Source organism: Streptomyces shinuiensis (assembly GCF_043660855.1).
GTDB lineage: Bacteria > Actinomycetota > Actinomycetes > Streptomycetales > Streptomycetaceae > Streptomyces.
Genome location: NZ_JBIHML010000001.1, coordinates 2540240 through 2553269, shown reverse-complemented (window position 1 = coordinate 2553269; position 13030 = coordinate 2540240). Strand labels below are relative to the sequence as shown.

Genomic DNA, 13030 nt, shown 5'->3' with positions numbered 1-13030 from the left:
CACGACTCCCCGAGGAAGTGAACGGACATGGGTCCCCACCCCGCGGTCGCCGCGATACGCCTGGCGGTTCGCCGCACACTCCGTGACGTACTCCAGCTCCAGGACGCCCCCGGCGCCCCTGACGGTTCCGGCGGTTCCGGTGCCGCTGACGGCTCCTCCGCCACGCTCCGGCGCCCTCCGCTCGTACTCGTCGCATGCTCCGGCGGCGCCGACTCGATGGCGCTCGCCTCCGCCCTCGCCTTCGAAGCCCCCCGTCTCGGCCTGCGGGCCGGAGGCCTCACCGTCGACCACGGCCTGCAGCCCGGATCCGGCGACCGGGCCCGGGAGGTCGTCTGCCGCCTCACCGAACTCTCCCTCGAGCCGGCCGAGGCCCTCACCGTGACCGTCGGCCGCGACGGCGGCCCCGAGGCCGCCGCCCGCACCGCCCGCTACACCGCCCTCGACGAGGCCGCCGACCGCCTCGGCGCCGCCGCGGTTCTCCTCGGGCACACCCGCGACGACCAGGCCGAGACGGTGCTGCTCGGCCTGGCCCGGGGTTCAGGCACCCGCTCGCTGTCCGGGATGGCCGCCGTATCCGGCTCGCCGGCCGGGCGCGGGGGCGTCCGGCACCGCTATCTGCGGCCGTTCCTGGCCGTGGACCGGCAGACCACCCGCAAGGCGTGCATGGTGCAGTCGCTGCCGGTCTGGGACGACCCGCACAACGCCGATCCCGCCTTCACCCGCTCCCGGGTGCGCCACGACGCGCTGCCCGCCCTGGAGAAGGCGCTCGGCAAGGGTGTGGTCGAGGCCCTGGCCCGCACCGCGCAGCTCTCACGGGACGACGCCGACGCCCTCGACGCCTGGGCCCGCGAGGCCGAGCGGGAGGTCCGCGCGGAACTCCCGCCGTCCTCGCCGTCCCCGTCCGTCCGGGGCGGCGGATGCGGCGGAGGCGGCGGAGGCGGCGATGTCGCGGATGTCGCGGATCTCACAGGGGGGTCCGGGTCCGCCCTCGACGCCGCCCGGCTCGGCGCCCTGCCGCCCGCCGTCCGCCGGCGCGTGCTGCGCCGCGTGGCGGTCGCGGCCGGTTCCCCGGCGGGCTCGCTGTTCGCCCGCCACATCGAGGAGGTGGACCGGCTGGTCACCGGATGGCACGGCCAGCGGGCCATCAGCCTGCCCGGCCGGGTGGCCGCCCGGAGGCAGGGTGGCACACTGGTCATCCGGCAAGTGTGATCCCCGACCGAGAGCAGCAGGGTGGACGACAAGGACATGGGCGCCGACCTCAAGTCGGTGCTCATCACCAAGGAAGAGATCGACGCGAAGCTGGCCGAGCTGGCGGAGGCGATCGACGCGGAGTACGAGGGCGAGGACCTGCTCCTGGTCGGGGTCCTCAAGGGCGCGGTGATGGTCATGGCGGACCTCGCCCGGGCCCTGTCCTCACCGGTCACCATGGACTGGATGGCGGTGTCGTCCTACGGCGCGGGCACCCAGTCCTCCGGAGTGGTCCGTATCCTCAAGGACCTGGACACCGACATCAAGGGGCGGCACGTCCTGATCGTCGAGGACATCATCGACTCCGGCCTGACGCTGTCCTGGCTGCTGTCGAACCTCGGCTCGCGCGAGCCCGCCTCGCTGAACGTATGCACCCTGCTGCGCAAGCCGGACGCGGCGAAGGTGGCGATCGACGTGAGGTGGGTCGGCTTCGACATCCCCAGCGAGTTCGTCGTCGGCTACGGGCTGGACTACGCGGAGAAGTACCGCAACCTGCCGTTCGTGGGGACGCTGGCGCCGCACGTCTACGGAGGCTGACGGGCCCGGGCGGGCCCGGGCGGGCCCGGGCGGGCCCGGAGCGCCGCCCGGGAACGTTCGGGGGGTCTCCCGGCGTTGGAACAGGCGAACGGGGATGCTCACCGTTCGCCGGCGGCGCCCGCCTCGGCAGTGCTTCGGGCTGTGATCCTGGGGTACCGTCCGAAGGTCGGTCTGTTGAGGCAACCCGTTCGTAGGCCGAGCAAGCCGGAGTAATACACCGTACGCACAGGCGATCTCACCCGAGGTCGCGGTGCCTCACTGTGGCAGGAGGGACGGGGCGCGCGCCGCCCCGTGTGGATGGACGTGAAGCGCTACTTCCGTGGTCCCGTCATGTGGATCGTGCTGGCCGCCCTCGCCGTGGTCGTGTTGATGAACGTCGTCGGCTCGTCCGGCGGCTACAAGACGGTGGACACCGGCCAGGTCGTGCAGGCGATCAACGAGAACAAGGTCAGGTCCGCCGAGCTGACGACCGGCGACGAGCAGACCGTCAAGGTCGAGCTCGCCGAGGACACGAAGATCGAGGGCAGCGACAAGATCAAGGCCAGCTACATCGACGACCAGGGCGTCGATCTGGCCAAGCAGTTGCAGTCCAAGTACCAGGACGGGCAGATCGAGGACGGTTACACCGTCTCGCCGCAGAAGCAGAACCCGTTCCTGGGGATGCTGCTCTCGCTGCTGCCGTTCGTACTGATCGTGATCGTCTTCCTGTTCCTGATGAACCAGATGCAGGGCGGCGGCTCCCGGGTGATGAACTTCGGGAAGTCCAAGGCGAAGCTGATCACCAAGGACACCCCCAAGACGACCTTCTCGGACGTCGCCGGCTCGGACGAGGCGGTCGAGGAGCTCCACGAGATCAAGGAGTTCCTCCAGGAGCCCGCCAAGTTCCAGGCCGTCGGCGCGAAGATCCCCAAGGGCGTGCTGCTCTACGGTCCGCCCGGCACCGGCAAGACGCTGCTCGCGCGCGCCGTCGCGGGCGAGGCGGGCGTCCCGTTCTACTCGATCTCCGGCTCCGACTTCGTCGAGATGTTCGTCGGTGTCGGTGCCTCGCGCGTGCGCGACCTGTTCGAGCAGGCCAAGGCGAACGCCCCGGCGATCGTCTTCGTCGACGAGATCGACGCCGTCGGCCGCCACCGCGGCGCCGGCATGGGCGGCGGCCACGACGAGCGCGAGCAGACGCTGAACCAGCTGCTGGTCGAGATGGACGGCTTCGACGTCAAGGGCGGCGTCATCCTGATCGCCGCCACCAACCGCCCGGACATCCTCGACCCGGCACTGCTGCGCCCGGGCCGTTTCGACCGGCAGATCGCCGTGGACCGCCCCGACATGCAGGGACGTCTGGAGATCCTCAAGGTGCACGCCAAGGGCAAGCCGATGGAGCCCGACGTGGACCTGTCCGCGGTCGCCCGCCGCACTCCCGGCTTCACCGGCGCGGACCTGTCCAACGTGCTCAACGAGGCCGCGCTGCTCACCGCGCGCAGTGACAAGAAGCTGATCGACAACCACTTCCTGGACGAGGCGATCGACCGCGTCGTGGCCGGACCGCAGAAGCGGACCCGGATCATGAGCGACAAGGAGAAGAAGATCACCGCGTACCACGAGGGCGGCCACGCCCTGGTCGCGGCGGCCTCACCGAACTCCGACCCCGTCCACAAGATCACCATCCTCTCCCGCGGCCGGGCGCTGGGCTACACGATGGTCCTGCCCGACGAGGACAAGTACTCCACGACGCGCAACGAGATGCTCGACCAGCTCGCGTACATGCTGGGCGGGCGCGCGGCCGAGGAGCTGGTCTTCCACGACCCGACCACCGGCGCCGCCAACGACATCGAGAAGGCGACCGCCACGGCCCGCGCCATGGTCACGCAGTACGGCATGACCGAGCGGCTGGGCGCGATCAAGTTCGGCTCCGACAACTCCGAGCCCTTCCTGGGCAAGGAGATGGGCCACCAGCGCGACTACTCCGAGGAGGTCGCCGGGCTGGTGGACGAGGAGGTCAAGAAGCTGATCGAGACCGCCCACAACGAGGCGTGGGAGATCCTCGTCGAGAACCGGGACGTCCTGGACAACCTGGTGCTGGCCCTCCTGGAGAAGGAGACCCTCGGCAAGGAGGAGATCGCCGAGATCTTCCGGCCGATCGTCAAGCGCCCGCCGCGCCCGGCCTGGACGGGTTCCGCGCGCCGGATGCCCTCCACCCGCCCGCCGGTCTCCACCCCCAAGGAGCTGGCTCTCACCAACGGCTCGCAGCCCGGCCAGGAGAAGGGCAAGGAGATCGGCCCGACGGACACGGCGCTCTCCAAGGAGACCCGCCTGCCGTCCGACGAGCCCCGGCCGGAGAGCTGACCGAGGCTCCCCGGCGCCGGCCCCCGGGCCGGTGGTGGCAGGCCCCGAGGAATGCCCGCCGCGCCCCTCCGGTTGACTACCGGAGGGGCGCGGCTTTTCGCCATCCGCAATCGAGAAAGAGGATCACATGATCGACCCGGTGACGCTGGAGGGCGAGGGTCCCGCCGGAGAGTTCGACGAGAAGCGTGCCGAGAACGCCATACGGGAGCTGCTCATCGCGGTCGGCGAGGACCCCGACCGCGAGGGCCTGCGCGAGACCCCGGCCCGGGTGGCCCGGGCGTACCGGGAGATATTCGCGGGCCTGCGGCAGCGGCCGGAGGACGTGCTGACCACCACCTTCGACCTCGGTCACGACGAGATGGTGCTGGTGAAGGACATCGAGCTGCTGTCCTCCTGCGAGCACCACCTGCTGCCCTTCCACGGGGTGGCGCACGTCGGCTACATCCCGGCCGACTCCGGCAAGATCACCGGCCTGTCGAAGCTCGCCCGGCTGGTGGAGGTCTTCGCCCGCCGCCCCCAGGTCCAGGAGCGCCTGACGACGCAGATAGCAGACTCCCTGATGAAGATCCTGGAGGCGCGCGGCGTGATCGTCGTCATCGAGTGCGAGCACATGTGCATGACGGTCCGCGGCGTCCGCAAGCCCGGCGCCAAGACCATCACCTCCGCGGTCCGCGGCCAGCTCCGCGACTCCACCACCCGCGCCGAGGCGATGAGCCTGATCATGGCCGACTGACCGCCGGCTGCCCGCCGGCCGGCCACGTGCCGCCCGACGGGGCGGTGGAGGGAAGGCGCCCGTGGAACGCCTACGCTGGACCGCATGAGTACCTTGCGCGTCCCCCGCGGGGAAGTGGCCGGGCTGCCGGCATGGGACCGGTGCGCGGTCATGGGCGTGGTGAACGTCACGCCGGACTCCTTCTCCGACGGAGGCCGCTGGTTCGACACCGGGGCCGCGGTCAAGCACGGTCTGTCCCTGGTCGCCGAGGGCGCCGACCTGATCGACGTGGGCGGCGAGTCCACCCGGCCCGGCGCGACCCGCGTGGACGAGGCCGAGGAACTGCGCCGGGTGATCCCGGTGGTCCGCGAACTGGCCCGGGAGGGCGCGGTGATCAGCGTGGACACCATGCGGGCGTCCGTCGCCGAGCGGGCGGTGGAGGCCGGTGCCCGGCTGGTCAACGACGTCAGCGGCGGGCGCGCGGACCCGCGCATGGTCCCGGTGGTCGCCGCCGCCGCGGTGCCGTACGTGGTGATGCACTGGCGCGGCCAGAGCATCGACATGAACGACCGGGCCGTCTACACCGACACCGTCACCGAGGTGATCGGCGAACTGCGCGCCGCCCTGGACCGGGCGGTGGCCGGCGGGATCGCCCCGGAGCGGATCGTCGTCGATCCCGGGCTGGGCTTCGCCAAGCAGGCCGCCCACGACCTGGCCCTGGTGGACGCCATCGCCCGGCTGCGCCGGGAGCTGGGACGGCCGGTGCTGGTCGCGGCCTCCCGGAAGCGGTTCCTGGGCCGGGTGCTGGCGGGCGACGGCGGCGAGATGCCGCCCGCCCGGGAGCGGGACGCGGCGACCGCCGCGGTGTCGGCGCTCGTGGCGCGCGAGGGCGCCTGGGCGGTACGGGTGCACGAGGTGCGGGCGAGCGCGGACGCGGTCCGGGTGGCCCGGGCGCTGGAGGGAGCCAGGTGAGCGGAGAGGCCCGTACGGACGTCGAGGCCGTGGAGGCGGCGAACGCCGCGCTGTACGACGCGGTGGAGCGCGGCGATCTCGACGCCCTGGCCGAGAACTGGCTGCACGACGAGGTCAGCGTCGTGCACCCGGGCTGGCCGGTGCTCACCGGGCGCGACGAGGTGCTGCGCTCGTACGCGCTGATCATGGCCAACACCGAGTACATCCAGTTCTTCCTGACCGATGTCGAGGTCTCCGTGGCCGGCGACACCGCCCTGGTCACCTGCACCGAGAACATCCTCAGCGGCGGCCCCGCGGAGGAGGACGGCTCGGCCGGGCCCCTGGTCGGCGGGCTGGTGGTCGCCACCAATGTCTTCCGCAGGGCGGAGGACGGCCGGTGGCGGGTGTGGGCGCACCACGGTTCCCCGGTCCTCGTCGAGGGCGAGGACAACGACGGGGACGGTGGGGACGAGGGGATCGACGGCGTCGACGGCGAGGGCGGGACCGTGCTCTGAGCGACGGTCTGAGAGAGTGGCCCTGGTGTCCGGTGGGACCGGCGGCGGCTGAAGCCGCCGCCGGTCCCACCGGACACCAGGGCGCGGGGCGTGGAGGCCACCGGCCCGCCGCCGCATCCGTACGACCGACGGGAGTGAGAGCGCGTGGACCGTGTCGCGTTGCGCGGACTGAGGATCCGCGGGCATCACGGGGTGTTCGAGCGGGAACGGGAGCAGGGACAGACCTTCGTGGTGGACCTGGCGATGGGCCTGGACACCCGCCCCGCGGCCGCCGGGGACGACCTCACCAGGACGGTGCACTACGGCATCGTCGCCGAGGAGGTCGCCTCGATCGTCGGGGGCGAGCCTGTCGACCTGATCGAGACCCTCGCCCAGCGAATCGCCGACCAGTGCCTGACGCACGACGCGGTGCGTGAGGTGGAGGTCACCGTCCACAAGCCCGAGGCCCCCGTCACCGTCCCGTTCGACGACGTGACCATCACCATCAAGCGGAGCCGCGTATGACGCCGAACAGCGACCCGACCGTACAGCCGGTGCCCGCCTCGGTGGTGCACCAGGTGGACGCGGCCGATGTGACCCTGCACAACCCCAAGTGCGCCGTCCTCTCGCTCGGGAGCAACCTGGGCAACCGCATGGAGACGCTCCAGGGAGCGATCGACGCGCTGGAGGAGACCCCGGGGGCGCGGGTCAAGGCCGTCTCGCCGGTGTACGAGACCGAGCCGTGGGGCGTGGAGCCGGGCAGCCAGCCCTCCTACCTCAACGCCGTCGTCCTGCTCAGGACCACCCTGCCGCCAGGTTCGCTGCTGGAGCGGGCCCACGCCATCGAGGAGGCCTACGCACGGGCCCGCGACGAGCACTGGGGTCCGCGGACGATCGACGTGGACATCCTGGCGTACCAGGACGTCGTCTCCGACGACCCGGAACTGACACTGCCGCACCCCCGGTGCCATGAGCGCGCCTTCGTCCTGGCGCCGTGGCACGATGTGGATCCCGAGGCCGAGGTCCCCGGGCACGGCCCGGTGGCGGACCTCCTGGGCACCGTGGGCCGGGAGGGCGTGGCACGCCGGGAGGACCTGGGACTGAGCCTGCCGGAGTGACCGGCCGCGGCGCGGCCGGACCACCGGGTCCAGGAGTGTGGACGGCGCCGTACGGGCAAGTTTCTCCGACGGCTTCGGCGCCGCTTTGATGTGGCTTCGACGCGGTTTCGACGATGCTGTTTGGGCGGTGCCGTCTTTGGGGGGCGCCGAGTGACGTGGGGAGTCCCGTGAGGGAACTACGTATCAGAACGCTGGTCGGCATCTTCGCGCTCGCGCTGGTGCTGTCCTGGGCCGGGGCACGGATGTGGGACGCGCTGGGCACCCTGCCCGCCGTGCCCGTCGCGGCCCCGATCGTGCTCGCGGTGATCGCCACGGTCCTGACCGCCACCGCGCTGTCGATCCGCGCCCGGCTGCGCGCCCAGCGCGAGCGGCGGCCCGGTGCGAAGGGCGTGGAGCCGATGATGGCCGCCCGCGCCGTCGTCCTGGGGCAGGCCAGTGCGCTGGTGGCCGCCCTGGCCGCGGGCGCGTACGGCGGCGCGGGCGTCTATCTGCTCTTCGGCGGCATGGACGTGCCCGCCCGCCGGGACCAGGCGGTCTACGCGGGCCTGTCGGTGCTGGCGGGCGCGGCGGTGGTGGTGGCGGCCGTCTTCCTGCAGCGGGTTTGCAGGCTCCCGGAGGACGACGAGGAGCCCCCGCCCCCGGCGGCCGCGGCGGCCTGAGGGATCCGGGAGGTCCGGGGACCTGGGAATCCGGGGGCCGGCGATCGACGGGGAGGCGTACGCGAAGCTGCCGGCGGTGGCGATCGCCGGTGCGGTGGCGCGGCGCGGGGTGTCCGCCGCCGAGGTGGTGGAGGCGGCACTGGGGCGGATCGCCCGGCTGGAGCCGTCGCTGCGCGCCTTCCGGGAGGTGTGGGCGGACGGGGCGAGGGCGCGGGCGGCCGAGGTGGACCGGAGGGTGGCGGCGGGCGAGCGGCTGCCGCTGGCCGGGGTGCCGGTCGGGGTGAAGGCGGGGGCCGCGGGCCCGGCCGGGGCGCGGTCCGGTCCGGTCCGGCGGCTGCTGGCGGCCGGATGCGTACCGGTCGGGTCGACCTCCGTCCCCGGGCCCGGTACGCCGTGGCGGACCTGGGGTCTGGGTGCCGGTGGCCGCACCGCCAACCCCTGGCGCCGGGACCGGTCGCCGGGAGGCTCGTCCGCGGGTTCGGCGGCGGCGGTCGCGGCCGGGATGGTGCCGATGGCGACCGGGGCCGACGGCGCCGGCTCGGTGCGCATCCCGGCCGCGTGGTGCGGGGTGCTCGGGCTGAAGACGACCAACGGGCTGCTGCCCGTGGCGGACCGTTCGGGCCTGGCCGCGCCCGGCGTCCTCGTCCGGTGCGCCGCGGACCTCGCGGCATGGCTGGAGTGCGTGTCCGGTGTGCCCGCCCGGGATGCCGGCGCGGGGGCCGGGGAGCCGGTGGCGGCGGTGTGGTCGCCGGATCTGGGATTCGCGGAGAGCGATCCGGAGGTCGTCCGGGTGGCGAGGGCGGCGGTGGACAGGCTGGCCGCGGCGGGTGCCGTACGACTGGAACCCCCGGCGGGGGAGGCGGTACTGCTGGACCCCGGCCCGGCGTGGCTCGCCCTGCGCGCCCCGGACGGGGACCGGGCGGCGGCGGAGCGGACGCGGGCGGGGAACGACGCGCGTCTCGACGCGCTCCTCGCCGGCGCCCGGCTGCTGCTGACCCCGGCCACCCCCAACCGGCCCCACGGCCACGACGGTCCGGGCGATCGGTACAGCACGGCACTGACCTGGGCCTTCAACCTCAGCGGCCATCCGGCGGTCAGCGTCCCGGCGGGTTTCACCGGTGACGGCTGCCCGGCCGGGCTCCAGATCGCGGCCGCCGGAGGCGGGGAGGCGCTGCTCGTCTCGGTGGTGCGGGCGGCCGAGAGCGCGGGCCTGGTGGTGCGCATGCCCGGAGAGGCGTGATGCGTGCGCCGACGGCTCCTTCACCGGGGAGCGCGCCCCCGCAGCGCCCGGAGCGTCGTGCCGGCGGCGAGGCCGTACACCAGATGCGGCACGATGTCCGACAGCCACGCGGAGCGGCTCCACGAGCGGGGATCGGTGACGCCGAGCGCGGTGGCGGACACGTCGCTGCCGGCCATGGCGGCTGCTCCGAGCAGCGGCGCGGTCACCGACACGGGCGGCGTCCGCCGACGGCCGCTCACCAGTGCGTAGGCCGCCGTGACGCCGAGGCCGGTGACGAAGCCCAGCAGCGCCCCGGCCGCCTCCCTGCGGTTCGACGCCTCCTCGCCCCCGCCCAGCTCGACACCAGTGCGCTCGGCGAGCCGGTCGACGACATCGGAGGGCACGGAGCTGGCGGGCCGTGCCCTCAGCAGCATGTCCCCGTAGGTCGTGATGTTGAGAGCGGCCGTGCCGACGGATCCGGCCACCAGTCCCTGGGTCAGTGGACGCATCGCTGTCTCCTTCCGGTCGGGGCGCCCCGGGTACCCTCCCGGCCCGCCGGCATGTCAGCGGGGCACGGCCAGCAGCAGCGCGAAACGCCCCTGGGGGTCGGTCCACCAGCGGGTCACCGCGAACCCGTGCCGGTGCAGTTCGTCGGTCAGTCCGGCTCGGCGGAACTTCACCGAGATCTCCGTGCGTACCTCCTCCCCGCGTGCGAACGGGATCTCCACACCGAGCACGGGCAGAGTCACGGTGTGCTCGGTCCGGGACCGCAGCCGCATCTCCATGCGCTCCTCCCCCCGGTTCCACACGGCCAGGTGGTCGAAGGATCCGGGGTCGAAGTCGGCGCCCAGCTCGCGGTTGAGCACCCGCAGCACGTTCTTGTTGAACTCCGCGGTGACCCCCTGCGCGTCGTTGTAGGCGCGCACCAGGACGTCCTCGTCCTTGACCAGGTCCGCGCCGATCAGCAGGGCGTCCCCCGCGACGAGGGAGGAACGCAGCCGGTCGTGGAAGGCGGCGCGCTCCGCCGTGTGGAGGTTGCCCAGGGTGCCGCCCAGGAAGGCGACCAGCCGCGGACCGGGACCGGCCGGCAGGTGCAGCCGGCTGCCGAAGTCGGCGACGGTGGCCGCGATGCGCAGCCCGGAGTACTCGTGGCACAGAGCCTCGCCCGCCGCGGACAGGGCGGACTCGCTGACGTCGACGGGCGCGTAGTCCTCCAGGGTCCCGCGGCGCAGGAGCGCGTCGATGAGGAGGCGGGTCTTGTCGGAAGACCCCGAGCCGAGTTCCACCAGGGTGCGGGCGCCGGTGAGCTCCGCGACGTCGGCCGCACGCAGCCGCAGGATCTCCCGTTCGGCGCGGGTCGGGTAGTACTCGGGCAGCCGGGTGATCTCGTCGAACAGCTTGCTGCCGCGGGCGTCGTAGAACCACTTGGGCGGCAGCGTCCTGGGGGGTGCGGTCAGCCCGGCGAGGACATCGGCACGCAGCGACTCGGCGAGGTGGTGCTCGGGGAGCCGACGGTCGAGGGTGAACCGGGACTTCATGAGGCGGGCATCCTCTCGGGCGCGGAAACGGAAGGGGAGGGACGGGGAGTGGGCGCGGCGGGCAGCGGGGCGACCTCGACGGTCTCCGCCGTGGCCCGCAGCAGGGAGTGCTCGGGGACTTCCAGCCAGCCGTCCCCGCCGGGGGGCTCATCGTCGGAAGGCTCGGACGCGACGAGGACGGCACCGGGCGCCGTGCGGTACCACAGGGTGTCGCCGCAGCGGGTCGCGGCGATGCTCCGGCCGTCGGTGAGGAGCAGGTTCACCCGCGCGTCCGGACACGCCCACGCGGTCCGCGCGGCGACGTCGGCCAGCGCCCGCCCGGCGGTCTGCCCGGCCCGCAGGCGGTGGCGCACCAGGAGCCACAGCAGCGCGGAGTCGCAGTGGCACTCCACCGCCAGCAGGTCGTCGGTCGCCAGGTCCCCCGCGAGTCTGGCCAGTGCGCGGGTCCAGTCGGGGACGGCGCCGTTGTGGCTGAACAGCCACCGCCCGTCCCGGTACGGCGCCGCGGCCGACTCGTCCTGGGTGGTGCCCGGTGTGGCCGACCGGACCGCCGCCAGCACCGCGCCACTGCGCACGGTCCGGGCCAGGTCGGGCAGGTTGCCGTCGGCCCACACCGGTACCGCGCGCCGGTAGCGCGCGGGCGGCGCCCCGTCCTCCGGATACCAGCCGATGCCGAACCCGTCGGCGTTGACTGTGCCGTACCGCTGCCTGCGCGGGGCCCAGGACTGGGTGTACAGACCCCCGGGCGGGTCGATCAGCAGCTCGCGCAGACTCAGGGAGGGGCCCAGATAGGCCAGGTGGCGGCACATCTACCGGCCCCCGTTCCCCGAGGGGGCGGCGTCCCGGGCGGTGCGGAAACCGCAGAAGATCTGCCGCCGGACGGGGAAGTCCCAGTTGCGGAAGGTGCCGCGGCAGGCTACCGGGTGCGCGGCGAAGGAGCCGCCGCGCAACACCTTGTACCCGGCCGGCCCGTCGTTCCCGCCGCCGGGGAAGAACACCTCGGAGTACTCCCGGTAGGGGAAGGCGGCGAAGCCGGGATAGCCGGCGAAGTCGGAGGAGGTCCACTCCCACACGTCGCCGAGCAGTTGCCGCGCCCCGCACGGCGCGGCCCCCGAGGGATACGCCCCGGCCGGTGCGGGCCGCAGGTGCCGCTGGCCGAGATTCGCCAGCCCCGGGTCCGGCTCGGCGTCCCCCCAGGGGTGGCGCAGCGAACGGCCGGTGGCCGGGTCGTGGCGGGCGGCCTTCTCCCATTCGGCCTCGGTGGGCAGCCGGCGGCCCGCCCAGCGGGCGTACGCGTCGGCCTCGTACCAGCACACGTGCATCACGGGCTCGTCGGGTGGCACCGGCTCGGTGCGGCCGAACCGGCGGCGCAGCCAGACGCCGTCGCGGCGTTCCCAGAACAGCGGGGCGGACAGCCCCGCCTCCCGCCGGTACGACCAGCCCTGCGGAGTCCACCAGCGGGGGTCGTCGTATCCGCCGTCGTCGATGAACTCCCGGTACGCGCCGCAGGTGACCGGGACGGTGTCCAGGTGGAAGGCGGGCACGTCCACGGTGTGACCGGGCCGTTCGTTGTCCAGCGCCCAGGGGTCGGTGGAGGTGCCCATGGTGAACGGGCCGCCGGGCACCAGCACCTCGCGCGGCAGGTCCGCCGCACCGGCGGGCGCCGCAGGCGGCGCGGGGGCGTCGAGCACCGCGGGGCCCCGGCGCAGCTGGTGGGTGGCCAGCATCGTCTCGCAGTGCTGCTGCTCGTGCTGGGCGGTCATGCCGAAGACGAAGGCGTTCTCCAGCAGGGGTGAGCCCCCCAGCGGGGATTCGGCCAGTACCCCCAGCACCTGCTCGCGCACCTCGGCGATGTAGCGCCGGGCCTCCGTCGGACGCAGCAGGGGCAGCGCCGGGCGGTCGGCGCGGGGGTTGCGGAAGGCGTCGTAGAGCGGGTCGAGGTCCGCGCGCAGCGGCTCCCGGCCGCCGGCCGCGCGCAGCGACCAGATCTCCTCCTGGTTGCCCACATGAGTCAGGTCCCAGACCAGCGGGGACATCAGCGGCGAGTGCTGAGCCATCAGCTCGTCGTCGCCGAGGCAGTCGGTCAGGGCCAGCGTCCTGCGCCGTGCGGCCCGGAGCGCCTCCAGCGCCCGGGTCCGCAAGCCGGCTTCGGCCGGAGGGGCGGCCTGGGCGGGGGCGGCGGTCGCCGTGGCGCCGACGGGGCCGCCGTGGTCG

At 73.6% G+C, this 13030-nt stretch carries 14 protein-coding genes; 10 read left to right on the top strand and 4 right to left on the bottom strand.

What is annotated here, in order from left to right; all coding sequences use genetic code 11:
- Positions 1-27 precede the first annotated feature (27 nt).
- The 10 genes from tilS (at position 28) to ACGRHY_RS11360 (ending at position 9299) form a co-directional block, all read left to right on the top strand.
- A complete protein-coding gene (tilS, locus tag ACGRHY_RS11405) occupies positions 28-1209 on the top strand; it encodes a tRNA lysidine(34) synthetase TilS (RefSeq protein ID WP_394635247.1) in 1182 nt (393 codons plus the stop codon).
- Between the two features lie 36 nt (positions 1210-1245).
- Positions 1246-1785 (top strand): hypoxanthine phosphoribosyltransferase, encoded by a 540-nt coding sequence (gene hpt, locus ACGRHY_RS11400; protein ID WP_394638008.1) that lies wholly within the window; start codon positions 1246-1248, stop codon positions 1783-1785.
- A gap of 297 nt (positions 1786-2082) precedes the next feature.
- On the top strand, positions 2083-4125 hold the full coding sequence (gene ftsH, locus ACGRHY_RS11395) for an ATP-dependent zinc metalloprotease FtsH (protein WP_394635246.1): 2043 nt from the start codon (positions 2083-2085) through the stop codon (positions 4123-4125).
- A 127-nt stretch (positions 4126-4252) separates the two neighbouring features.
- Positions 4253-4858 (top strand): GTP cyclohydrolase I FolE, encoded by a 606-nt coding sequence (gene folE, locus ACGRHY_RS11390; RefSeq protein ID WP_394635245.1) that lies wholly within the window; start codon positions 4253-4255, stop codon positions 4856-4858.
- 84 nt (positions 4859-4942) lie between these two features.
- Complete coding sequence (folP, locus tag ACGRHY_RS11385) at positions 4943-5809, top strand: dihydropteroate synthase (protein WP_394635244.1); 867 nt, start codon at positions 4943-4945, stop codon at positions 5807-5809.
- Positions 5806-6303 carry a nuclear transport factor 2 family protein gene (locus ACGRHY_RS11380; RefSeq protein ID WP_394635243.1) on the top strand — a complete coding sequence of 166 codons (498 nt, stop codon included), beginning with the start codon at positions 5806-5808 and terminating at the stop codon, positions 6301-6303. The genes folP and ACGRHY_RS11380 overlap by 4 nt, the downstream gene beginning before the upstream one ends.
- 144 nt (positions 6304-6447) lie before the next feature.
- A complete protein-coding gene (gene folB / locus ACGRHY_RS11375) occupies positions 6448-6807 on the top strand; it encodes a dihydroneopterin aldolase (RefSeq protein ID WP_394635242.1) in 360 nt (119 codons plus the stop codon).
- Positions 6804-7400: a 2-amino-4-hydroxy-6-hydroxymethyldihydropteridine diphosphokinase gene (folK, locus tag ACGRHY_RS11370; RefSeq protein WP_394635241.1), complete on the top strand. Its 597-nt coding sequence runs from the start codon at positions 6804-6806 to the stop codon at positions 7398-7400. Before folB ends, folK begins: the two co-directional genes overlap by 4 nt.
- A 167-nt stretch (positions 7401-7567) precedes the next feature.
- Positions 7568-8059, top strand: a complete 492-nt coding sequence (locus tag ACGRHY_RS11365) for a DUF3180 domain-containing protein (RefSeq protein WP_394635240.1) — start codon at positions 7568-7570, stop codon at positions 8057-8059.
- Positions 8060-8135: 76 nt separating this feature from the next.
- The gene (locus ACGRHY_RS11360) at positions 8136-9299 is read left to right on the top strand and encodes an amidase family protein (protein ID WP_394635239.1); all 1164 of its coding nucleotides are present in this window, start codon (positions 8136-8138) and stop codon (positions 9297-9299) included.
- Positions 9300-9319: 20 nt separating this feature from the next.
- On the opposite strand, the gene ACGRHY_RS11355 is transcribed toward ACGRHY_RS11360, so the two are convergent.
- Genes ACGRHY_RS11355 through egtB form a run of 4 tightly spaced genes read right to left on the bottom strand, consistent with a single transcriptional unit; the run spans position 9320 to position 12957 of the window.
- On the bottom strand, positions 9320-9787 hold the full coding sequence (locus tag ACGRHY_RS11355; RefSeq protein WP_394635238.1) for a hypothetical protein: 468 nt from the start codon (positions 9785-9787) through the stop codon (positions 9320-9322).
- A gap of 54 nt (positions 9788-9841) precedes the next feature.
- Positions 9842-10816: an L-histidine N(alpha)-methyltransferase gene (gene egtD, locus ACGRHY_RS11350; RefSeq protein WP_394635237.1), complete on the bottom strand. Its 975-nt coding sequence runs from the start codon at positions 10814-10816 to the stop codon at positions 9842-9844.
- Positions 10813-11625: an ergothioneine biosynthesis protein EgtC gene (gene egtC / locus ACGRHY_RS11345; RefSeq protein WP_394635236.1), complete on the bottom strand. Its 813-nt coding sequence runs from the start codon at positions 11623-11625 to the stop codon at positions 10813-10815. Before egtC ends, egtD begins: the two co-directional genes overlap by 4 nt.
- Positions 11626-12957: an ergothioneine biosynthesis protein EgtB gene (gene egtB, locus ACGRHY_RS11340; RefSeq protein ID WP_394638007.1), complete on the bottom strand. Its 1332-nt coding sequence runs from the start codon at positions 12955-12957 to the stop codon at positions 11626-11628.
- Positions 12958-13030 lie beyond the last annotated feature (73 nt).

Coding starts and splice junctions, on each gene's coding strand:
- folE (WP_394635245.1), top strand. CDS start 4,253: ATGATCGACCCGGTGACGCTGGAGGGCGAGGGTCCCGCCGGAGAGTTC.
- egtD (WP_394635237.1), bottom strand. CDS start 10,816: ATGAAGTCCCGGTTCACCCTCGACCGTCGGCTCCCCGAGCACCACCTC.
- folP (WP_394635244.1), top strand. CDS start 4,943: ATGAGTACCTTGCGCGTCCCCCGCGGGGAAGTGGCCGGGCTGCCGGCA.
- egtC (WP_394635236.1), bottom strand. CDS start 11,625: ATGTGCCGCCACCTGGCCTATCTGGGCCCCTCCCTGAGTCTGCGCGAG.
- hpt (WP_394638008.1), top strand. CDS start 1,246: ATGGGCGCCGACCTCAAGTCGGTGCTCATCACCAAGGAAGAGATCGAC.
- ACGRHY_RS11355 (WP_394635238.1), bottom strand. CDS start 9,787: ATGCGTCCACTGACCCAGGGACTGGTGGCCGGATCCGTCGGCACGGCC.
- folK (WP_394635241.1), top strand. CDS start 6,804: ATGACGCCGAACAGCGACCCGACCGTACAGCCGGTGCCCGCCTCGGTG.
- tilS (WP_394635247.1), top strand. CDS start 28: ATGGGTCCCCACCCCGCGGTCGCCGCGATACGCCTGGCGGTTCGCCGC.
- ftsH (WP_394635246.1), top strand. CDS start 2,083: ATGGACGTGAAGCGCTACTTCCGTGGTCCCGTCATGTGGATCGTGCTG.